We start from the raw sequence: 20,619 nt of genomic DNA on the forward strand, positions 1-20,619 counted from the left end.
CAGCGCGACTGAGCAACGGCTGATGATCCAGCTAGAGACCTGCTGCCTCGTAGCGCGTGTACACCTCGGTGCTGCCGTCATGAAGGATGAGGAACACGTCGTAAGCCTCGCGTTCGCTCTCCGGCCCCATGCCGGGGGAACCGTAGGGCATGCCCGGAACGGCCAGACCCACGGCGCTGGGACGCTCGGCCAGCAGCCGCCGGATATCAGCGGCCGGCACATGGCCCTCGATCATGTAGCCCTCGACTTGGCCGGTGTGACAGGAGACCATCTCTTGCGGGATGCCATTGTCGGACTTGTAGCGCATCAGCATCGTGCCCATGCTCGCCTCGGTCGTGACGGTGAAGCCATCACCCTCCAGGATCTCGATCCAGGCCGAGCAGCAGCCGCAATTCGGGTCCTTCAGGACGTGTATCGACGGTCCTCCGGATTGCGCCAGCGACAGTTGGGGGAGCCCTGCAAGAAGGGCCGCGCTGCCGATCAGCAGGCCGCGTCGGGTGAGGGTGTCTTGTGTCATGTCGTTCTCCATGGGTTGAAGTCAGGTGCGCTCAGAGGTCGATCCGCCTGAGCCGCAGCGCATTGGTGATGACCGAGACCGACGAGAGGCTCATCGCCGCCGCCGCGATCATCGGCGAGAGCAGGAGGCCGGTCAGGGGATAGAGCACCCCCGCGGCGACGGGCACGCCTGCGGCGTTGTAGACGAAGGCGAAGAACAGGTTCTGCTTGATGTTCCTGAGCGTCGCGACGGCCAGTTTCCGCGCGCGGACAAGCCCCACGAGATCGCCGCGCATGAGCGTGATCCCGGCACTTTCCACGGCCACGTCGGCGCCGGTGCTCATGGCGATGCCGACGTCCGCGGCCGCGAGCGCAGGAGCGTCGTTCACGCCATCACCGGCCATGGCGACCGACTTGCCCTTGGCGCGCAGTTCCTCGACCAGCTTCTGCTTGTCCTCCGGCAGGACGCCGGCGCGGACCTCGTCGATGCCGAGCTTTGAGGCCACCGCCTCGGCCGTTCGCCGGTTGTCGCCGGTGGCCATGATGACGGTGAGACCCAGCGCGTGCAGATCGCGGATCGCCGCTTCGGTCGTCTCCTTGATCGGGTCCGCCACGGCGACGATCCCGGCGAGCGTGCCATCCACGGCGACGAACATCGCTGTCTTGCCGTCCGCGCGCAGCGTGTCGGCCTCTGCCTCGGCCTCGTCCGTCGACAGCCCGAGATCGGTCATCATCGCCGCATTGCCGAGCGCGACCCTGCGTCCCCCGACAGTGCCGTGGACCCCTTTGCCGGTGACCGCCTCGAAGTCCTCCGCAGTCTCGAGCGACAGGCTGCGGTCCTTCGCCCCGGCCACGATCGCTTCGGCGAGCGGATGCTCCGACCCGCGCTCGAGCGCAGCGGCAAGGCCGAGTACCTCCGCCTCGTCGCCATGAAGCGCCACCACATCGGTCAGTCGCGGCTTGCCCTCGGTCAACGTGCCGGTCTTGTCGACGATCACCGTATCGACCCGCGCCATGCGTTCCAGCGCCTCGGCATCCTTGATCAAGACGCCCGCCTGCGCGCCCCGGCCGGCGGCCGTGGTGATGGAGATCGGCGTGGCGAGCCCCAGTGCGCAGGGGCAGGCGATGATCAGGACCGAAACGGCCGAGGCGATCGCGAAGGCCAGCGCCGGTTCGGGCCCGGCCCAGAGCCAGACGCCGAAGGCGATGATGGCTATCACAACGACGGTCGGCACGAAAACCGAGGAGACCTTGTCCGCGAGTCCCTGGATCGGCGCCCGCGACCGCCGCGCCCCGGCGACCATCTCTACGATCTGCGACAGCACCGTGTCAGCGCCCACCTGCGTCGCGCGCACCGCCAGCGTGCCGTTCTTGTTGATCGTGCCGCCGGTGACGCGGTCGCCCTCGACTTTCTCCACCGGGACCGGTTCGCCCGTGATCATGCTCTCGTCGACCGACGACCGGCCCTCGACCACCTCGCCGTCCACCGGCACGCTGTCTCCGGGCCGGACCCTCAGAAGGTCGCCCTCGACGATGTTCTCGAGCGGTGCGTCGTATTCCGACCCGTCTGCCAAAATGCGCCGCGCGGTCTTGGGCGCGAGGTCCAGAAGCGCGCGGATCGCGTCGCCCGTCCGCTCCCGCGCGCGTAGCTCCAGCACCTGACCGACGAAGATAAGCGCCACGATGACAACGGCCGCCTCGTAGTACGTACCGACGCCGTGGCCCATCCGGTATTCGGCCGGGAACACGCCCGGCGCGAAGGTCGCGACCAGCGAGTAGAGATAGGCCGCGCCGACGCCGAGCGAGATCAGCGTCCACATGTTCGGCGAGACATTGCGGATCGAGTCGATCCCGCGCCGGAAGAACGGCAGCGCGGCCCAGAGGATCACCGGGGTCGCCAGCACGAACTCAGCATAGACCGAGAGGCGGTGCCCCATCCACCCACGCACGTCTAGCCCGACGAGTTCGCCCATGGTGATGATGATGAGCGGCACCGCCGCCGCCGCCGAGATCCACATGCGTCGCGTGAAATCGACGAGCTCGTGACTCGGTTCGTCCGAAGGCACCATGGGTTCCAGCGCCATGCCGCAGATCGGGCAGCTCCCCGGCTCGTCACGCACGATCTCGGGGTGCATCGGGCAGGTGTATTGCGTGCCGGGCTGGGCCTTCTGTCCGGCCTTCTTCGCGTTGCCGGAGGCGTAGAAGTACGGATCGGCGTCGAACTTCTCCTGGCACCCGGCGGAGCAGAAGTGGAACGTCTCGCCGCCGTAGTCGCGCGTCCGCGCGCCCTCCTTGATCTCGACCTGCATCCCGCAGACTGGGTCGGTCGCGGTCTTTGCGCCGGTTTTGGTGTCGGAGGTAGCGTGATGGTGATGATGGTTGGCCATGGATTGATGTCCTTTCTGTCCCGGTGTGCGGCCTCCAGTCGTTGGAAGGTCAAGAGGTGGGCTCGTGTCTTTCTTCTTGTGCGGAATGGTGGCTGCCATGCGCCGGTTCGTGCGATGGCGGGTTGAGCGCGAGGAAGATGCGCTCGAACAGGAAAACGGCGGTCATGCCGGCGATCGCGATGACGACGATCAGCGGGTCGCTCTGCCATTTGAGCGCGGCGAAGGCCGCAAGGACCACCGCGTCCAGTCCGATCGCCGTCAGCAGGACCCATCCATGCGCGCCGATCTCCTCCCGCAGAGTCCGCCAGACACCCCAGTGGATCAGGATGTCCATCACGAGGTAGAAAAAGGCGCCAAGCGAGGCGATCCGGCTGAGGTCGAAGAAGATCGTCAGCGCGCTGGCGATCACCACCGTATAGACGAGCGTATGGTCGCGGATCGTGCCCGGCATACCGAAATGGCTGTGCGGGATCAGCTTCATGTCGGTCAGCATGGCCAGCATCCGCGACACAGCGAAGATGCTGGCGATCACGCCCGAGGCGGTCGCGACCAGTGCGAGCGCGACTGTCAGGTAGAAGCCGATCCGCCCGAGGGCGGGCTCGGCCGCTTCGGCGAGCGCGTAGTCCTTTGCCGCCACGATCCGATCGAGCGGCAGGCTGGCGCCGACGGCGAAGGCGACGAGAAGGTAGACGACGACACAGATCGCGATGGATATGATGATCGCTCGCCCGACGTTGCGGTGCGGGTCGGTGACCTCGGCGCCGCTGTTGGTGATCGTCGTGAAGCCCTTGAAGGCCAGGATCGCGAGCGCCACCGAGGCAAGGAAGCCCGCAACCGCACCGCCATCCGCGCCTTCCGCCGCCTCGAAAGAGAAGCCGCCGGCCCAGAGCGCGGCAATGCCGAAGGCCGCGATGCCGCCCACCTTGAGGACCGCCATGAGCTGCGACAGAAGACCCACGGAGCGGTTGCCTGCCGCATTCACGAGGTAGGCGAAGACGATGAGGCCCACGCCGATGGCAGGGACCAGCCAGCCCTCGGGCTTCAGATCGAGCCCCCGCAGGAGGTAGGTCGCAAATGTCCGCGCCACGAGGCTTTCGTTGATGACCATCGACAGCGCCATCAGCAGCGCGGCACCGGCCGCGACCGTCGTCGGACCGTAGGCCTTGGTCAGGATCATCCCGATCCCGCCCGCAGACGGCCAGGCGTTGGACATCTTGACGTAGGTATAGGCGCTGAATCCCGTCACCACGGCGCCAGCGACGAAGGCAAGGGGGAACAAGGGACCCGCAAGTTCTGCAATCTGCCCGGTCAGTGCGAGAATGCCCGCTCCGATCATCACGCCGGTTCCCATTGCCACTGTGTCGAAGAGCGACAGGCTGTTCTTCTGATACTGCTGGGCCATCACTTCTTCCTTTCTGCCTTCCCTCGCGTCGCGGCCCAGATCAGCGGCAGCCCGGTCACGAGGCCGAGACCGAGGACCGCCCATGTGGCCCGGCCAAGGTCACCGCTCACCGCCTCGCCGCCGAAATGCGCCAGCAGGAAGCTCGCCGGGATGATGCCGGCCAGTGTCGCCAGTGCGAAGCGCCAGGCATGCAGGCGGCTGAGCCCGGCGGCGTAGCTGATCATGTCGAAGGACACGAAGGGCATGAGACGGCTGGCGAACACCGTCGCCGTCAGGGCGGTCTGGGACCCCAGAAGCCCGGCATCGATCCTGTCCCCGAAGACGCGGCGGACCACGTCGTGCCCCAGAACCCGCGCAAGGCCGAAGGCGATCAACGCGCCAAGCTCGGCGCCGATCACGACCTGAACCGTGCCCCAGACATGTCCGTAGGCCGCACCCGCCGCCAGCGCGATCGGTGCGCTCGGGATCGGGCTGGCCACGACCGCGATTGTCATGAGCGTGACGACCAGCATCGGCCCCCAGAGACCCGCGCGCGCGACCAGCGCCTCCAGTCGCTCGGGCTCGAACCAGTCCCGGACCTCGGCAAGGGCCGAAGGCGCGATGAACCACACCCCGAGCAGGACGATCCCGAGGATCGCCAGACCAGTGAGAATGCCGGCGCGTAGGCTCATCTCAAACCGCCGCGACGGCCTTCGCCAGCAGGTCGCGGACCTGGCCTGCAACGGCGTGCAGCTCGGCGTTCTCGATGGCCTGCATGGACGCGACCGGGTCGATGGCGCCGACCTCCACGCCGCCCTCGACCTCCCGCAGGATGACGTTGCAGGGCAGCATTGCGCCCACCCGCGGCTCGATCCCGATGGCCTGCCAGGCCATCTTCGGGTTACAGGCGCCGAGGATGCGATAGGCCGGCATGTCGACGTCGAGCTTCTTTTTCATAGTCGCCTTGACGTCGATCTCGGTCAGAACGCCAAAACCGTGATCCGCCAGCGCCTCTCGCGCCCGAGCGTCGACGTCGTCGATACTTGCGTCGGGGATCATGCGATTGATTGTGTAGGTCATCGCGAAATCCTTTCTCCTATTTCCGAAGATATTTGATCAGCGCTGCTATGGCCAAAACCAGCAGCACAAGGATCAGCAGGCCGAACAGCCAGCCAAACCCCATACCCCAACTCATTCCGGCGCCCATGTCGTTCCAGTTCATGATGTCGTCCTCCTGTTTTCCGGGCTGCGAGAGGCCCGTCTCTGCGGATCTCGCGAGAAGGTTGTGGAGCGCGCCAACGCAGCAATCGGGACGTCGGGGCGCTCGAAGCGAACGCCCCGCCTGCGGTCAGACCGAAGCCGATACCGCGAACTCGGTCATCATGCCGGTCGCCAGGTGCGGCATGTGATGGCAATGGAGCATCCAGCGCGCGGCTTCGCCCGCGTCCAGCGCCAAGTCCACCATCGACATCGGCGGCACGTAGACCGTGTCGCGCAAGGCGCCTGCCACGCGGCGTCCGTTCAACCCGACGACCTGGAACACGTGGCCGTGCAGATGCATCGGGTGCCCCATCATCGACATGTTGTGAAAGGAGAGCACAACCCGCTCGCCTCTGCGCGCCGTGACCGGCTGGTGCTGGCCCCAGACGGCGCCGTTGATCGTCCAGACATAGGGCTGCATCGAGCCGCCCAGCATCAGCATCTGGCTGCGATCCACGGGGCGCTCCGGCAGGGCGTCCACCGCGATCAGCCGTGCTTCCTGCGCAAGATCGGTGTCGAACGCGGGCGCTTCAGCCTCCGCCACGGCATCGACGCGCCGCACCTCGGCACCGGGCGTGGCGAGGATCAGACCGGTGCGCTCCCTCGCCCCCTCGCGCAGCGCGAGGATCGGCCAGGCTCCGTTTTCGTTCGGCAGGTCGATCTCGAGATCGAGCCTCTGTCCCATGGCGAGCCCGAAACGGTTGCCGGAAAGCGGCTGCACCGCGTGACCGTCCGCCGCGACGAGGCGCGCCCCGGCCGCCCCGGTATCGATCCAGAACACCGTGGCCGCCGCGGCGTTGATGACGCGGAGCCGGATGCGACCGCCGCGCTCGACCTGCACCACGTCGGGGTCAGATAGCGTGCGATCGTTGGCGAGATAGGCGTCCCAGTCGTAGTCGTTCAGGTCCATGGCCATGCCGCCCATCTGGCCGCCCATGCCCATCATCCCGCCCATACCCGGCATCTGGTCCATTGGCATGCCGCCCATCGCGCCGTGATCCATGCCCGGCATGGCGCCCATGCCGCCCATGGGCGTCCCCTGCATGGGTTGAGCACCGCCGTGATGCGCGTGTGCGCCGTGGCCGCCGCCCGCGTGACCGCCGCTTATCTCGGCCAGAACCTCTTCCGGGGACTTGAACGAGAAGTCGTGCAGGAACATCACGACCTCCTGCCGGTCGGCGGCGACATCCTCGGCCGAGCGCACGATCAGCGGCGCGGCGAGCAGCTGCATCTCCTGGGTTGGCACATGGCTGTGCATCCAGTGCGTGCCGGGCCGCGCCTCGAAGTCGTAGGATCGGGTCTCGCCCGGCGCGAGCAGGGGCATCGGCATGTCGGGCACGCCGTCCTGCGCGTTGGGCGGGATCTGCCCATGCCAGTGTATGATCGTGCCGACGTCGAGATCGTTGGTCAGATCGACCCGGAACCGCTGTCCGGGATCGAGCACCAGTCCCTGGCCGCCGGAACCGGCAAGGCCGAAGACCGAAGCCGCGCGTCCGTCGATGTCGAGCGTGCGCGTGGCCGCGGCTAGGCGAAGTGAGTCAGGGGTTTGCGCAAGGGCAAACCGGGGCATGTGCGCAACTGCAACGGCGGCCGCGCTTGCGGCAAGAAAACCGCGTCGTGAAAGGGTGTTCATGGTCGTCTCCTCGGGACATTCCGTCCCGTACAAAAATGCCTATGGGGACGCCGCGGGCGTCGGCCCGGGCGCTATCAGAGGAGACGGAGCTTGGGAGGTCGTTCGTTCAGTCCTGGCATATGGCTGACGTGGACGGCCCCGGCGGGAGAGTCGTGGTCCGCGGGCTCGAAGGCGTGTCCGGTCTCCACCCCCGGCATCGCCAGGAAAACCGACAGACCTGTACAAACAAACTCGCAAATGGAGGCGTCGGTCGCTCCACAATGCTGGTTGCCGTCACAGGATGGATGAGCGTCGCCGGACGCGTGCATCATCGCACCAAGATGATCCGTATGGTCCAGCTGCATACCGCCCATTCGCGTAGCATGGGCTGCGCCGATCGTCGTAACCACGGCGATCGAGATTATGGCAAGCATGGAGAGGACTCGGGCGAACATGCCAGAAAGATAGACATTGCTCGCAAAAATGTCCAGTGCCGCCGGCGATACGTCTCTGGCTGATTCGGCCTCAGCGTGAAGGCGATAAATTACTAAAGCGATCGGGACCGAACACTTGAGAAGAGGCGTCCGAATAGCGGTGGCAGGTGTGACCGCTGGCGGCATTGTGATTGCGGGCTGGCACTATCGCATTGCTTCAACCAGCGGTATCGCCTCGGTAGAGGTCGTCTCGCAAGGACGGCAGATCTATTCCGATCAATGCGCCGCATGCCACGGAACGGATCTCGAAGGCCAGCCCGACTGGCGCTCCCCGCTTCCGTCTGGCCGATTGCCCGCACCGCCGCATGACGCCAGCGGCCACACCTGGCACCATCCCGACGACGTTTTGTTCCGCATCGTGAAAGAAGGCACGGCCGCGATTGTCGGTGGCGGCTACGAGAGTGACATGCCGGGCTTCGCCGACGTGCTGAGCGATCCGGAAATTCGCGCGGTGCTGGCCTACATCAAGAGCACATGGCCAGAGCGCGAGCGGAACTATCAAGAAAGCATGTCACAGGGAAACTAGATGCTCCAAGTAGAGCTGATGCGGGGCATGGTCACAACGTCAGTGGTAGGCGGAGCGTTTAGGGAAGCGATTCAGAAACAATAGTTTAACGTGGAGTTGGTTGGATATCGGGTCCATCCCGTCCTGCGGTCGCCAAGCAAATCGTTGTTGCAGGGAAACCTCGGATTTTTCTGGCAGATTGGACCGACTTCGCAACGACCTGTGACGGCGATGTGCGATCCGTGTGCACGTCTCTGGGAGCCAGCATAATACCGCCAGAGAGGCGGCGGCCATTAGTCATCCATGCGCTTCAATGATCGCCCGCGTCGTTTGCACTGCCGCTGCCAGTTCTGATCTGCCTGCATGGTTGAGACCCATTCCTGCGAGATCGAGCGACAGCTGTCCCTGGCCACCTCCGCTTGCAGCAGCACGAGCCGCGCGGCCGCGGGCCTTCGCTGCGCTGACAGGGTCAGTTTTCGATGCGTTAGGCGCATTGTGGCCGACTTCCCGCGGTCCCGCAGCCGCCCGCACTTCCTGCAGTTCTTGCTTCAACCTCTCCACCGTTTCCCGGGTCTCAGACATCTGCCGATCCCGCCGCAGCCCGTCCTCGTCCGGATACGGGAAACTCCCCGACTGCCCGGCGTGCAGCACTTTCAAAGCCGGGTCCTCGAAATACTTCACCCTTCTTGCCCGGATCGGCATCTGCGCGTCGATCACGAGGATGACCTCGTCGAGGTCCATGCGTCGGGCCTCATCCTCGGTCAGGAGCGGGGTATCTTCTGTCCTCTCCGAGACGCTGCGCCCTTCGAATGGATTGCGTCCAACAGCACGGGAGCGGGTCACCACACGCTTGGTGGTCTTGCCGACAGCCTGGCTCAATTCCTCGATGGTCTTCTGCTCGGACGGGGTGAGGTAGAGCTTTACCCCGGCGCCGCCCTGCAGCGACCTGCGGGTGTTTTCACCATAGATCTCGTCCAGCGCGGGGATGGTCTGGGTCACGATGGCGAGGTTGCCGCCGAAGGAACGCAGCGTTTTGATGCTCTCGGCGACGATTGGCATTTTCCCGAGCCGGTCAAACTCGTCGAGCATGATCATCACCGGCCAGGGCTCGTCATCGCCGGGTTCCTGTGCTTGCAGCGAGGCAATCAGGTCCGAAAAGAAGAGGCGGATCAGCGGGGCAAGCGGGCGGATCATCTCGGATTCGACCACAAGATAGATCGCATGCGGGCGGCGGCGGATGTCCCGGAACGAGAAGTCAGAGGTCGCGGTGGCCGCGTCGATCGCGCGGTTGTCCCAAGTGTCGAGACCCGATGTCATCAAGAGGGAGAGGTAGGACGTGAGGGTGTCGTTGTTGGTCGAAGCCATGCGCTCAAAGATCAGTTTGGCCGAGGTGTTCTTCACCTCCTGCGAACGCTTCAGGTATTCCTTCTGCTTGTCGCCCCCCGAGGCTGTGATGCGATAGATCTCGCCGATGGTCGGCACGCCGCGCTCGAAGGCCAGAAGACCTGACGCTACGAAGAGGTCGATACCCCCGGCCAAAAGCCCGCTCAGCTTTTCATTGTCGGTTTGCAGGAAGAGCTTGGCGGTGAGTTTCAACTCCATCTGCTGCCGGTCGGGGTTGGTCATGGCAGCAATGCGCGCCAGCGGATTATAGCGATGTGTCGGTCGGTCCCAGTCGGTCGGCGCGAAGCGGAAAACCTTGTCCCCCATGCTGGCGCGGAAGCGCGAGGTCTCGCGGAAGTTCTCGCCTTTCACGTCGAGCACCACGGCGGAGCCCTTGTAGGTCAGCAGGTTCGGGATCACGAACCCCACGCCCTTGCCCCGGCCTGTCGGCGCCACGATCAGCGCGTGGGGGAATGTTTTTGAGACTAGGAACGGGCGCTTGGATTTCGGGGAGCCGAGCTTGCCCAGAAGGAAGCCGCCGCCGGGCTTGGCAAAGAAACCGTTCCTCTTCATCTCGCTGCGAGTCTGCCAATGCGTCGTCCCGAAGCGGGTCAATGCATCCCCCAGAAGCGTGACGCTCAGCATCAGCGATGCCAGGCCGAAGCCGCCCAGGATGAGGTTCACCCAGAGGAAGTCTTTCGGTGCAAACTGAGATAGACCCCGATATTCGCGGGCAAGCAGGGTGACGTCGAAATGCGTGGGTGAAAGCCCATAGCGGAACATGACAAAGCCGGTCGCCACAACATAGCCCATGGCGAGGCCGACCAGCACGAGGCTCAACACACCGATGGCGATCTTGCCTTTATCCATGGGTGATCCCCTTCTCGCCATCTGCCGCAGCGCGGCGTGCGCGCTGCGCCTCTATCTGTTCTTCCGCCAATGCATCGAGAACGCGCTCCATGGCCGGGCCATGCGCAGTGACTTCGCTGCTCTGGAGATAGGTCTTGGCAAGTTCCAGCTGGCGCAGCGGATCCTCGGTGAATTTGTCCAGGACGTCCGCGTTACCGGCCCGCAGTGCGTCGATTGCGTCGGGGCTTAGCCGTTCGTTGACCTGCCGGACGATGTCATGTCGCTCTGCCTCGGATATCGGATCCCCGGCGTCGACGTTTCGCAAAAAGGCCATGACGGTTGGCGCTGTCTCTTCCAGAAACCGGCGCTCGGCGTAGTCTTGTCGCGCCTGGTCCTCGATCTCGAAACTGCGTTCGCTGATATAGGCACGCGAGGCGCCGAGCGAACGAAGGTGATTGATTTCGTCCTGGACGGCCTGCCCGAACTCGTCATCCGGCATCTCCGTGCGATAGCGGGCGAGGGTGCGGAGCTCTTCGGTGATCGGACCGAGATGATCCGAAGGATCCCGCAAGGAGAGGTCCATGTCGCCAGCATGAAGCGTGCGGTCCTGCTCCGATACCGCATATTGCGGCGGCATTCGACTGTCAGTCATCTGTTCCCAAGCCATCGAGGCCAATTCGGCATGTTGCGGAGATCTCTGCGCATAGGCGTCGAACGCGACGCGGGCCTCTTCAACCTCCACGGCGCCGGCCCGCCTTACAGACGGGTCGTCGGAGAACGGATGATCGAAATCCGTCCGGCGGAACTGCGCCACCAGCGCTCTGAACGCCTGCCGCTCCGATGGGGCAAAGATGTCGGACCCATCTTGCGCGAGATCACTCCCAGGTGTCGTCAACCGCTCATCAAGCGCTGCCTCAGCGTTATCCACCTCGTCGACCTCGGTTGGCGCACGCAGGACGCGTACATCGGTCAGAACATCGCCCAACCGAACATGCGTGGCTTCCAGCCGGTCGAGCGCTTCTTCCCGGTCCGCAGATTTCTCCAGATCAAGGCCACCTTCTTTGGCAATCGCCTGAAGATCCTGTGCCAGCCACTGGCGTTCCAATGTGGCATTGCCTGCCCCCTCCCGCAGCCGCGCGGCGACAGCCTCGGCATCGATGCCCGTGCCTTGCAACGCCTCGGCCAGCTTTGGTGCCACCTCTCCATCGTCAAGACGCGCGAGGTGTTCTTCACTTAAGTTCGGCCTTGCATAGATGCCGTCCCGGGATGGGGCATCGACCAGGGCGGCGGAGCGATCCCCGAGCGGGTTCAAATGCGCGACCGAGGCCAGAACGTCGGTCAGCTTGCGCTCGATCACCGGCCTCTCGGCCGCCGGCGCCCTGTCGATCGCCGCCTCGATCTGGCGAATGTTCTGAGAAAACTCGGTGATCAGCGTGTCGAACGCTGCTTCGTCTTGGGACATGTAGATGGCTCCGTCAGATTGAATCTGACCGCCACTGGCAAGGATGGTGCTGGCCCTCTCGAGCGCCTCGGACACGTCTTCGAAATTAGAACGGGACGCTTCCGCCGCGAGCCCGCGATAGATCAAAGCGTTGTGCCGGACGGTTTCCAGTGCGGCCGCCAAGTCAGCACCGGTTCTCTGGCGCTCGACTGGGGGACGACCTTCGTCGCGGGCCATGTAGATTTCATCGATCTCGGCGCGGTAGGTCGTGACGCCGCGATCCAGACGACGCGTCGCCTCAAGGCGGATCCCATGAACCCGGGCCGCCTCGACCATCGCCTCGCGAAAGGCATCGTAGTTGAAGTGATGATCCTTCCCGAGAAAGAACATTTCGCCATCCTTGCTGCGGCGGTTCAGAACGATATGCGCATGTGGATGCGCGCGATCTTGGTGTATTGCAGCAATATAGTCGAATTGCGATCCCTCACCTTGAAAGAATTTCTCGCAGACGGCCTGGGTGATATCGCGCACCTCTTCACCACTGGTCCCAACCGGGAATGCCATCAGCAGATGCGACGTATGGCCAAGCTTGGGGCTGTAGCGCTCGTTCCACTGGTTCTCGAACCGCCGCGCCACTCGGTTGATCTCGGCTTCCGAGAGTTGCTTCTTCCCGTCATGGGTGCCGCGGCTGTCGAGGATATGGGTCGACTTCGTCGTGAGATATGTGAGCTGCGCCCGTAGCTGCGCCCCGGTGTGGCAGCCCCCTTTCGAGATGGCCTTGAAGATCGCTGGCGAATAGCCGCGCGCGGCCCGAACCATCTGCGCGCCCCTGGAAAGCCCCTGCCAGAATCCCGAAACTCGGCTCCAGCCGCGGTCAAATAGCGCCGGGTCGATGCCACGGACCCGGTCACTCCGCTCCATTCTCATTCCTCTCGGCGAGGTCCGCCAGGGCAGAGCTGATCTCAAGGTCCAGCACGCTGCGCCTCGCACGCGACATCTCCTGAACCTGGTCGGCCAGATCGAAGACCAGACCTGCAAGGGCGCGGACGTCACGGTGACTTGAGGCCGGGTAGGACAGTCTCTCGCCCCGCACCTTGGCCTCGTTCAGACGTCGCGCGATCTGGTTCACGTTGTTGCCGACCCGGTTGAGCGCGGCGCCGAGGCTGCGCAACTCGTCACACATCTCGTCGTCGGGCAGGAAGACACCTTCGGCCGCCAGCATCAGGCGGCGCATGGCATCCGAGCGGTGCGCAATCCCGCGCCGCGACAGCGCCGCGTCGAACCGGCGCAGGTCGTCGTCCGAGACCCGGATCCCCACAACCCGCGATCGGCTGCAGTTCGCTGTCTGACGCTCACCCCAGTGGTTCACCACGTTGTAGATCGTCTTAAGGCTAACATCGTAGTGGGCGGCCAACGACGCCGCGGAGGCGCCGTTCCGGCGGTCCTGGGCGATGGTCGATCGCTCGATCTCTGACAGTCTGCGGCGGCGGGGCATTTTGAAGTTAACGTTCCTATTTCTTGCCAACTTCGTACAAGCCCGCCGACTCCCAACGCAAGTGGAGTCGGCCATAAGGGCTTGTACTCAATGTAGAAAATCGCCCTGCAGGGGCGATTCCCCGTCCTTAGTCAAATGGATCGCGCTTCGCGCTCATTGCACCACGCGATGCGGTCCCCGCATCGCGCATCGCGTCTTTTGCACCCCGTCTCTTGCACCCCGCAAGACGGGTTTTGCTGCGTGCTGACCGTCTCGCGTCACCTGCAGAACGCCATACGCGAGGCTGCCTCCCGTCGTCTGGAGCGCGCTATCCGTCACCTGCATTCCGTCCGCAGTACATCGCCGAGCGCATCCCGACATTTGGAGGGTGTGTGGTGCCCCGCGACGAATGCTGAAGGCGCCACGGCAGACGTCGCACGTTCATCGCACAACGCCGCCCGCTGCATGCCAAACGCGGGTCGCATCCCGACTTCTGCTTGACCCTTCCGCCTCATGCGTTTAGCGACATTTTTGCATTATCGTTGCGATTCACTATTTTTGCGGAGGATCAGAATGCCGAACGAAAATCTTGTGGTGATCGCAGCAATGGCCCGGAAAGGGGGCAGTGGAAAAACGACGCTTTCGCGCGCCTTGATCAGCGCCGCGATCGCCGCCGGACGCAGAGTGATGTTGATCGACACGGACAGCACGAGAGTACTCGGGGCCTGGCATGCTCGGGCGGAAACCGGTGGGCTGAGTTCGCCGCTTCTCTGCTCGGCCACCGTCGAAAGCGTGGCGGGTGTCGAGGATCGGATCGATCAGGTCTACATGGCAGGCACGGCAGACTTCATCTTCATCGATACCGCAGGGGTCGGTGCCGAATGGTCAGACGGCATTGCGGTGCTTGCGGACCACATTGTGACGCCCGTCATGCTGTCGACGTCTGATTTCGATGTCGGCGCACAGACTGCCGATTGGTATGAGAAGCTGAAATCCCGTGTTGACGACCCCTCCAGCCTTCCGCGCCACCACGTCGTCCTCAACATGGTTGACCCGAAAACGACCCGTGCTGACGCCGCCCTGATTGAAGAAGCGCTCACCCGTTTTCCGGTGATTGAGACCGTCATGATGCGGCGGAACACTTACAAGGAGATGGACCAGAAGGGGCTTCTCCACGCCTTGGCGCTGGAAAAGCAATCCGATCCAAACCCTCTGATGCGTCCACATGTACGTCATGTCGTCGAGGCGCTCGAGGAGGCAACGGACATTCTCAACAACATTCTTGCTGCGTGAGGACAGTCGATTGCGCAAGAAGATCCCGACCATCACCAGGCCCGACCCAGCCTACGCCGCGACCCTGCAACAGGGTGACCCCGAGGTTCACGGGAAGGAAGATGAGGCACAGGTCACAGCAACAAAGACAGGCACCCCAGTCGCTGACGTTGGCGCTGATCGGCACGAGTCGGAGCGTGCGCCGGAAAGTGCCGTGGCGCTGCACCAAGTCACCGCGGAAAGCTCTGACCCGCATACCAGCCTGAGAGCTCCCGTATCGGCGCGCGCTTTGAGCCCGACCCGGAAGATCGACATCAGGGTCAACGCACTCGAACGACAGGAAGCTGCGCTAGAAACTTGTGGTGTTGACCCAGCACATGTGGTGCGTGCCGCCCTGCGCCGTGCAGTCAAAGGCTGGCAACTGTCGCCGGTCTTCGCGCCAATTGCTGAGGAGCGGCGCACTCGAAACACGCAGTGGCAGGCCCGTACATCTCTGGCAGTAGATGCGGCCAGCCTGGGTGTCCTCCTCCGGGACCACGACCCCCTCGACGTCTTGAGTAAATGGGCTCTGATCCGCGGCCAAGTGGAACCACGCATATGGGGCGAGATCGACAAAATCTTGGAAGAAATTGCGGTTCGCGCTGCATCGCCGCATGAGCAGCACACACCGTAAGAGACCTATCTAAAAAGATAACTTGCATTTCGCCGGTGGATTTTCGCCCACCGGCGGAAGCTCGCCTTGCAGTTGCGGAAAGCGTGGCGCTAATGAGCGTCATATAGAATTTCAGACCTCAGTGGTGATGAGTTACGAGGTCCATTTTGGAGGAACGCATTATGAACACGAAGCCCCGCCTGACTGGCGAACCGATCATGCGCATCCTCTGCAAGACATCTGAAAATCTGGTTGGCTACCTTTACCAATGGAACAATGGTGACGTGCAGCCTGCCTGGTTCGACGGCGCCATGGCGGACGTTCGCTATGAACCATTCATTCAAGCGCCGGAACAGAACCCTGTCGATCCGAAGATCCCCAGATCGCGTCAGCAAGATCTGACGCACCTTGAAAAGGCCTAGCTCAAGATCTCGCGTCGGTTTGTGGGTCACCCCATCCCGCAGGTCCTTTGAGCGATAGAGTTGACTTCTATGCCTCAGAAGTGATCTAAATATGAGTTATAGGAAGGATGTCTATAACTCATGGCTTGGAACTGGACGCTGCCCGATTGGCCGGATTTCCGGTATGACGCCTCCGCTCTGGAGCCGTTTGAGCAGACGTTTCTGCTGTCGTCCGGAGAAATCCTCGGCGCGGTCCATCATGTCAGCCAGCCGGAGCGCGAGCAACTCCGCATCGAACTGCTCAGCGAGGAAGCGATGCAGACGAGCGCCATCGAGGGTGAAATCCTCGATAGGCTCAGTGTGCAATCTTCGCTGCGCCGCCATCTGGGCCTCGATCCAGACAGCTACCCTGCCAAACCGCGCGAACAGGGCGTCGCGGAAATGATGGTCGACGTCTATTCCAGTTTTGCAGAGCCGCTAACCCATGAGACACTGTACCGCTGGCATCGGATGCTCCTGTCCCATGACCGTCGGTTGGAAACCATTGGGGCCTACCGACAACACGCCGAGGCGATGCAAATCGTTTCCGGCCGACTTGACCGGCCCACGATCCATTTCGAAGCGCCGCCTTCAGAGCGGGTCATGCCTGAGATGGAGCGATACGCGGATTGGTTCAACAAGACCGGGCCGGGGGGAGCAGAGCCGCTTCCAGCGCTGACGCGCGCAGGGCTAAGCCACCTCTATTTCGAGAGCGTCCACCCATTCGAAGACGGCAACGGTCGCTTGGGTCGCGCCCTCGCTGAAAAGTCGCTGGCGCAGAACATTGGCCAGCCGACCCTCATCTCGCTCGCCTTCACCATCGAGAAGGAGCGCAAGGGATACTACGATCAGCTCGAGCAGCATCAAAAAACGCTCGACGTGACCGATTGGCTCGTCTGGTTCGCAGAAGTTGTCTTGAAGGCCCAACAGGCAACACTCGACCGCGTAGGCTTCTTCATCAGCAAGGCACACTTCTATGATCGGCACAGAGACCACTTGAACGAACGCCAGGCCAAGGCCATCGCTCGCATGTTTCGGGAAGGCCCCGGCGGGTTCAAAGGCGGCCTCAGCGCCGACAACTATCTCAAGATCACCGGAACTTCACGCGCAACCGCAACCCGCGATCTGCAGGACCTGGTCGAGAAGGGTGCGCTCAGCCGGACCGGTGAGCGACGCCATACGAGGTACTGGCTAATACTCTCAGAAACAACGACATCGCAGCTGTCGGCGAAACCCGAAAGAACACAGATCGAGCTGAACAAGGCACTGGATCTGAAGTCCCCTTAAAGCATCCGCTTGCCAACTGTGGATCAGGTTGAAAAGGGGCCGTCCAAGCAAATGTGATTGAATTCTTTAATGGAAGAATGGAAGATAAGTCATTATCCGCGAGGAGATGCCCAATGGGTGATGATGCCGCGAAACTTTCGAACCTAAATTTGAAGATCACCGAGGATGAGCGGTGGGCCTTCAAGGAGCTCTGTGTCCGGCACCGGATGAGTCAGGTCGACGGCTTCCGTTTGGCAGCACGATTATTGGAACAGCACCTTGAGACGAAAACGAATAACAGTGAAGGCGCATAGATGAACACCCAGACGACGAACACCTCTCTCGCCGATTTCATCTGGAAGAACGCCGACGACCTCTGGGGGAACTTCAAGCACGTCGATTTCGGTAAGGTAATCCTGCCCTTCACCCTGTTGCGCCGCCTGGAATGCGTGCTGGAACCGACTCGGGACCAGGTGCGCGAAACCGTCAAGACCATGAAGGAGAGCCCGATTGACTTGGGCGTGATCCTCCGGACCCAGACCGGTTACCCGTTCTACAACACCTCGAACTACGACCTGCGCAGCCTCGGCGCGTCCCGGACCCGCCAGAACCTCGAGGATTACATCGCCTCCTTCTCCGACAACGCCCGGGTCATCTTCGAACAGTTCGACTTCGCGAACACGCTGGCCCGGATGGACAAGGCCGGGGTCCTCTACAAGATCTGCCAGAACTTCGCCGCCATCGACCTCCACCCCGACGCGGTTCCGGAACGGGTGATGTCCAACGTCTACGAACACCTGATCCGGCGCTTCGGCGCCGAGGTGAACGAAGCGGCCGAAGACTTCATGACCCCGCGCGATGTCGTCCATCTGGCCATCGAGCTGCTGCTCGACCCGGACGACCAGATGTTCATTGACAACCCCGGCCTGATCCGGACCCTCTATGACCCCACCTGCGGCACTGGCGGCTTCCTGTCGGATGGGATGGAACATGTGAACGCCCTGCGCGACCGGTACTCGGTCGCCCCGGTCATCGTTCCCTACGGGCAGGAACTGGAGCCGGAGACCCACGCGGTCTGCCTCGCCTCGATGCTCCTCAAGACCGTCGAGTCCGATCCCGGCCGAGACCTGTCGAAGAACATCAAGCTGGGCAGCACCCTGTCCGACGACAAGCTCGCGAACGAGCGGTTCCATTACTGCGTCTCGAATCCCCCTTTCGGCAAGAAGTGGGAGATGGATCAGGCCGCCGTGGTCCGGGAGCATCAGGAGAAGGGGTGCGAGGGCCGGTTCGGCCCCAAGCTGCCACGCGTCAGCGACGGGTCAATGCTGTTCCTTCTCCACCTCCTCAGCAAGCTGGAGGCGCCGGAGCGCGGCGGCGGGCGGGCGGCGATCGTCTTGTCCGGCTCGCCGCTCTTCAACGGGAACGCCGGTCAGGGCGAATCCGAAATCCGGCGCTACCTGCTCGAGGAGGACGTGGTCGAGGCGATCATCGCGCTTCCGACCGAGATATTCTTTCGCACCGGGATCGGCACCTACATCTGGCTTCTGTCCAACAAGAAGCCCGCCCACCGTAAGGGTCGGGTCCAGCTGATCGACGCGACCGCGCTGTTCGAGCCGATGCGCAAGAGCGAGGGCAACAAACGCCGAAAGGTCGGGGACGACCAGATCCGGCAAATCGTCCAGATGTATGCCGACTTCGCCGAGACGAAGGAGAGCCGTTTGTTCGACAGCCGCGACTTCGGCTATCGCCGGGTCAAGGTCCTGCGCCCGCTGCGCAAGAAGATCGTGATCTCGGCCGAGGGGCTGGCGGCGCTGGCGGACGAAACCGCCTGGGGCAAGCTGACCCCGGACCAGCAGGCCGGCTGGACCGCACTGTTCAAGGGGATGATGGGCGAGACGCAGGGCTGGGGCTGGATCGACACCTGGGCGAAGAACGCGGCGAAGCGGGACACAGGGCTGGGGAAGGTGAACGCGGCGCTGATCAAGGCGTTTCAGAAGGCGTTCGGCGTGCGGGAACCGGACCTCGAACCGATCCTCGACAAGAAGGGCGAGGTCATCCCCGATGACGACCTGACGGATTTCGAGAACATCCCCCTCGGCACCGACATCCGGGACTACATGGCGCAGGAGGTGCTGCCCCATGCGCATGACGCCTATGTGGATGAGACGTTCCGCGATGAATACGACGGCCAGGTGGGCGTCGTGGGGTACGAGATCAACTTCAACCGCTACTTCTATGAATACCAGCCGCCCCGCGATCTGGAGGAAATCGACGCCGAGCTGAAGGCGGTCGAGGCGGGAATCGCGGCGGTGCTGGCGGAGGTGACGGAATGACGCGTACTGCGGCCAGCCTTGCGACCGGTCCATTTGGTCAGAATTGGCCGTCAGTAGCGGTGAAGCACCTCGCGGTTTTCCAGAGCGGCTCAGCGATCGACGGCGAGGAGATTGAGGATTTCGGGACGTACCCAGTGTATGGGGGTAACGGCCTGCGGGGCTACACGGAACGATTCACGCACAAGGGCGAGTTCGTTCTTGTCGGACGACAAGGCGCGTTGTGTGGAAACATCAACTATGCGGAAGGACGTTTCTGGGCGTCGGAGCACGCGTTGGTCGGTCATCCGCGACGAATGTTCGATAGACAGTGGTTCGGTGAGGCCCTCAGAACGGCCAACCTAGGTCAGTTTTCGACCGCTGCGGCGCAACCGGGTATCGCCGCAGAGGTTGTGAACAACCTTCGGATTCCCGTTCCCCCTGTTGAAATCCAGCGGCTCATCGCCCGCTTCCTGGAGCGCGAGACAGGCCGGATTGACGGCCTGATCGAGAAGAAGACCCGGTTCATCGCGCTGCTGAAGGAAAAGCGGGCGGCTATGATCACCCATGCGGTGACCAAGGGCATCGACCCGGACGCACCGATGAAGGACTCGGGCGTGGACTGGCTGGGCCGCGTGCCCGCCCGTTGGGATGTGCTGCGCATCGCGGCCCTGTTCCGCGAGGTCTCGCGCCCGGCGGACCCGGCCCTGCCGGTGCTGTCCGTGTCCATCCACGACGGTGTGACGGACGGCGAACTGGCCGATGAGGACCGGGACCGGAAGGTCGCCCTGAGCGAGGACCGGACCAAGTATCAGGGCGTCGCGCCCGGTGATCTGGTCTACAACATGATGCGCGCGTGGCAGGGCGCGTTCGGGGCGGTCACGGTCAAAGGGTTGGTCAGCCCGGCCTATGTGGTCGCTGCTCCTGTCACTACGTTCCGGACCAAGTTCATCGAACACCTTCTCCATACGAAGAGCGCCGCCGAAGAAATCCGCCGGTTCTCGCGCGGCATCGCGGATTTCCGGATGCGGCTTTACTGGGATCACTTCCGGGCGCTGAAGGTCTGCCTGCCGCCGCTGGACGAACAGGACCGCATCCTGTCGGAGATCGACGCGGAAACCGCCCGCATCGATGGCCTAATCACCCTGACCGAGCGTAGCATCGACCTCCTTCGCGAGAAGCGTTCGGCGCTGATCACCGCCGCCGTGACCGGGAAGATTGACGTGAGGGCGGCGGCATGACTTTTGGCGCGGACCGGTCGGTTTCTTATTGCTTTGGTAGGATTCCTGCCCTATCTAATGTCTCAACAAGACCCGCCACGCCTCGGACGGAACCTCGGTTTCGCACTGCGCACCCCGGCGGGTTACTTGTTTTCAGGGTATCGCTTTCGCGGCACGGG

Annotated in this window: 19 protein-coding genes; 9 read left to right on the top strand and 10 right to left on the bottom strand. The window is 63.2% G+C overall.

The features are described 5' to 3' along the window. Window positions 1-31: 31 nt before the first annotated feature. The 7 genes from O3306_RS16235 to O3306_RS16265 all read right to left on the bottom strand — a co-directional run bounded on the left by O3306_RS16235 (window position 32) and on the right by O3306_RS16265 (window position 7,156). Window positions 32-517 carry a DUF411 domain-containing protein gene (locus O3306_RS16235; protein WP_036745186.1) on the bottom strand — a complete coding sequence of 162 codons (486 nt, stop codon included), beginning with the start codon at window positions 515-517 and terminating at the stop codon, window positions 32-34. A 31-nt stretch (window positions 518-548) separates the two neighbouring features. Further along, window positions 549-2,882, bottom strand: a complete 2,334-nt coding sequence (locus tag O3306_RS16240) for a heavy metal translocating P-type ATPase (protein ID WP_066707454.1) — start codon at window positions 2,880-2,882, stop codon at window positions 549-551. A gap of 49 nt (window positions 2,883-2,931) precedes the next feature. Beyond that, on the bottom strand, window positions 2,932-4,284 hold the full coding sequence (locus O3306_RS16245) for an APC family permease (RefSeq protein ID WP_010139851.1): 1,353 nt from the start codon (window positions 4,282-4,284) through the stop codon (window positions 2,932-2,934). Then, on the bottom strand, window positions 4,284-4,955 hold the full coding sequence (locus O3306_RS16250; protein ID WP_018001745.1) for a TVP38/TMEM64 family protein: 672 nt from the start codon (window positions 4,953-4,955) through the stop codon (window positions 4,284-4,286). The genes O3306_RS16245 and O3306_RS16250 overlap by 1 nt, the downstream gene beginning before the upstream one ends. 1 nt (window position 4,956) lies before the next feature. Beyond that, entirely contained in the window at window positions 4,957-5,343 is a 387-nt protein-coding gene (locus O3306_RS16255; RefSeq protein WP_010139853.1) for a DUF302 domain-containing protein, read from the bottom strand. A 16-nt stretch (window positions 5,344-5,359) separates the two neighbouring features. Next, the gene (locus O3306_RS16260) at window positions 5,360-5,485 is read right to left on the bottom strand and encodes a hypothetical protein (protein ID WP_255446355.1); all 126 of its coding nucleotides are present in this window, start codon (window positions 5,483-5,485) and stop codon (window positions 5,360-5,362) included. 126 nt (window positions 5,486-5,611) lie between these two features. Continuing rightward, a complete protein-coding gene (locus tag O3306_RS16265) occupies window positions 5,612-7,156 on the bottom strand; it encodes a multicopper oxidase family protein (RefSeq protein ID WP_066707434.1) in 1,545 nt (514 codons plus the stop codon). A gap of 260 nt (window positions 7,157-7,416) precedes the next feature. Between O3306_RS16265 and O3306_RS16270 the strand changes: the two genes are divergently transcribed. Next, the gene (locus O3306_RS16270) at window positions 7,417-7,653 is read left to right on the top strand and encodes a hypothetical protein (protein WP_165809050.1); all 237 of its coding nucleotides are present in this window, start codon (window positions 7,417-7,419) and stop codon (window positions 7,651-7,653) included. Between the two features lie 100 nt (window positions 7,654-7,753). Further along, window positions 7,754-8,155, top strand: coding sequence for a c-type cytochrome (locus O3306_RS16275; protein ID WP_442970013.1), 402 nt, complete (start codon window positions 7,754-7,756; stop codon window positions 8,153-8,155). Between the two features lie 276 nt (window positions 8,156-8,431). Here the strand turns inward: O3306_RS16275 and O3306_RS16280 are convergent, their stop codons facing one another. The 3 genes from O3306_RS16280 to mobC are packed head-to-tail and all read right to left on the bottom strand — an operon-like array spanning window position 8,432 to window position 13,221. Next, window positions 8,432-10,387 carry a type IV secretory system conjugative DNA transfer family protein gene (locus tag O3306_RS16280; protein ID WP_272009214.1) on the bottom strand — a complete coding sequence of 652 codons (1,956 nt, stop codon included), beginning with the start codon at window positions 10,385-10,387 and terminating at the stop codon, window positions 8,432-8,434. Then, window positions 10,380-12,728: a relaxase/mobilization nuclease domain-containing protein gene (locus tag O3306_RS16285; RefSeq protein ID WP_272009216.1), complete on the bottom strand. Its 2,349-nt coding sequence runs from the start codon at window positions 12,726-12,728 to the stop codon at window positions 10,380-10,382. Before O3306_RS16285 ends, O3306_RS16280 begins: the two co-directional genes overlap by 8 nt. Next, window positions 12,715-13,221: a plasmid mobilization relaxosome protein MobC gene (mobC, locus tag O3306_RS16290; protein ID WP_272009218.1), complete on the bottom strand. Its 507-nt coding sequence runs from the start codon at window positions 13,219-13,221 to the stop codon at window positions 12,715-12,717. The genes O3306_RS16285 and mobC overlap by 14 nt, the downstream gene beginning before the upstream one ends. 633 nt (window positions 13,222-13,854) lie before the next feature. Here mobC and O3306_RS16295 point away from each other — a divergent pair. From O3306_RS16295 to O3306_RS16325, 7 genes are all read left to right on the top strand, one after another. Continuing rightward, complete coding sequence (locus tag O3306_RS16295) at window positions 13,855-14,574, top strand: ParA family protein (protein WP_272009220.1); 720 nt, start codon at window positions 13,855-13,857, stop codon at window positions 14,572-14,574. 10 nt (window positions 14,575-14,584) lie between these two features. Then, window positions 14,585-15,226, top strand: a complete 642-nt coding sequence (locus O3306_RS16300; protein ID WP_272009222.1) for a hypothetical protein — start codon at window positions 14,585-14,587, stop codon at window positions 15,224-15,226. Between the two features lie 161 nt (window positions 15,227-15,387). After that, window positions 15,388-15,627 carry a hypothetical protein gene (locus O3306_RS16305; RefSeq protein WP_272009224.1) on the top strand — a complete coding sequence of 80 codons (240 nt, stop codon included), beginning with the start codon at window positions 15,388-15,390 and terminating at the stop codon, window positions 15,625-15,627. Window positions 15,628-15,747: 120 nt separating this feature from the next. After that, window positions 15,748-16,932: a Fic family protein gene (locus tag O3306_RS16310; protein WP_272009226.1), complete on the top strand. Its 1,185-nt coding sequence runs from the start codon at window positions 15,748-15,750 to the stop codon at window positions 16,930-16,932. Window positions 16,933-17,045: 113 nt separating this feature from the next. Beyond that, window positions 17,046-17,225 carry a hypothetical protein gene (locus O3306_RS16315; protein ID WP_127109559.1) on the top strand — a complete coding sequence of 60 codons (180 nt, stop codon included), beginning with the start codon at window positions 17,046-17,048 and terminating at the stop codon, window positions 17,223-17,225. Beyond that, window positions 17,226-19,244 (top strand): type I restriction-modification system subunit M, encoded by a 2,019-nt coding sequence (locus O3306_RS16320; protein ID WP_272009228.1) that lies wholly within the window; start codon window positions 17,226-17,228, stop codon window positions 19,242-19,244. Then, complete coding sequence (locus tag O3306_RS16325) at window positions 19,241-20,461, top strand: restriction endonuclease subunit S (RefSeq protein ID WP_272009230.1); 1,221 nt, start codon at window positions 19,241-19,243, stop codon at window positions 20,459-20,461. Before O3306_RS16320 ends, O3306_RS16325 begins: the two co-directional genes overlap by 4 nt. Window positions 20,462-20,619: the final 158 nt, after the last annotated feature.

It is taken from the genome of Roseovarius sp. ZX-A-9, assembly GCF_028369135.1.
In the GTDB taxonomy this organism is placed as follows: domain Bacteria; phylum Pseudomonadota; class Alphaproteobacteria; order Rhodobacterales; family Rhodobacteraceae; genus Roseovarius.

What these genes read in the sequence shown, in the direction of transcription:
- O3306_RS16320 (WP_272009228.1), top strand. Translation starts at nt 17,226, where the DNA reads ATGAACACCCAGACGACGAACACCTCTCTCGCCGATTTCATCTGGAAG.
- O3306_RS16255 (WP_010139853.1), bottom strand. Translation starts at nt 5,343, where the DNA reads ATGACCTACACAATCAATCGCATGATCCCCGACGCAAGTATCGACGAC.
- O3306_RS16285 (WP_272009216.1), bottom strand. Translation starts at nt 12,728, where the DNA reads ATGGAGCGGAGTGACCGGGTCCGTGGCATCGACCCGGCGCTATTTGAC.
- O3306_RS16245 (WP_010139851.1), bottom strand. Translation starts at nt 4,284, where the DNA reads ATGGCCCAGCAGTATCAGAAGAACAGCCTGTCGCTCTTCGACACAGTG.
- O3306_RS16235 (WP_036745186.1), bottom strand. Translation starts at nt 517, where the DNA reads ATGACACAAGACACCCTCACCCGACGCGGCCTGCTGATCGGCAGCGCG.
- O3306_RS16305 (WP_272009224.1), top strand. Translation starts at nt 15,388, where the DNA reads ATGAACACGAAGCCCCGCCTGACTGGCGAACCGATCATGCGCATCCTC.
- O3306_RS16325 (WP_272009230.1), top strand. Translation starts at nt 19,241, where the DNA reads ATGACGCGTACTGCGGCCAGCCTTGCGACCGGTCCATTTGGTCAGAAT.
- O3306_RS16315 (WP_127109559.1), top strand. Translation starts at nt 17,046, where the DNA reads ATGGGTGATGATGCCGCGAAACTTTCGAACCTAAATTTGAAGATCACC.
- O3306_RS16310 (WP_272009226.1), top strand. Translation starts at nt 15,748, where the DNA reads ATGGCTTGGAACTGGACGCTGCCCGATTGGCCGGATTTCCGGTATGAC.
- O3306_RS16250 (WP_018001745.1), bottom strand. Translation starts at nt 4,955, where the DNA reads ATGAGCCTACGCGCCGGCATTCTCACTGGTCTGGCGATCCTCGGGATC.
- O3306_RS16260 (WP_255446355.1), bottom strand. Translation starts at nt 5,485, where the DNA reads ATGAACTGGAACGACATGGGCGCCGGAATGAGTTGGGGTATGGGGTTT.
- O3306_RS16240 (WP_066707454.1), bottom strand. Translation starts at nt 2,882, where the DNA reads ATGGCCAACCATCATCACCATCACGCTACCTCCGACACCAAAACCGGC.
- O3306_RS16270 (WP_165809050.1), top strand. Translation starts at nt 7,417, where the DNA reads ATGCTGGTTGCCGTCACAGGATGGATGAGCGTCGCCGGACGCGTGCAT.
- O3306_RS16280 (WP_272009214.1), bottom strand. Translation starts at nt 10,387, where the DNA reads ATGGATAAAGGCAAGATCGCCATCGGTGTGTTGAGCCTCGTGCTGGTC.
- O3306_RS16265 (WP_066707434.1), bottom strand. Translation starts at nt 7,156, where the DNA reads ATGAACACCCTTTCACGACGCGGTTTTCTTGCCGCAAGCGCGGCCGCC.
- O3306_RS16295 (WP_272009220.1), top strand. Translation starts at nt 13,855, where the DNA reads ATGCCGAACGAAAATCTTGTGGTGATCGCAGCAATGGCCCGGAAAGGG.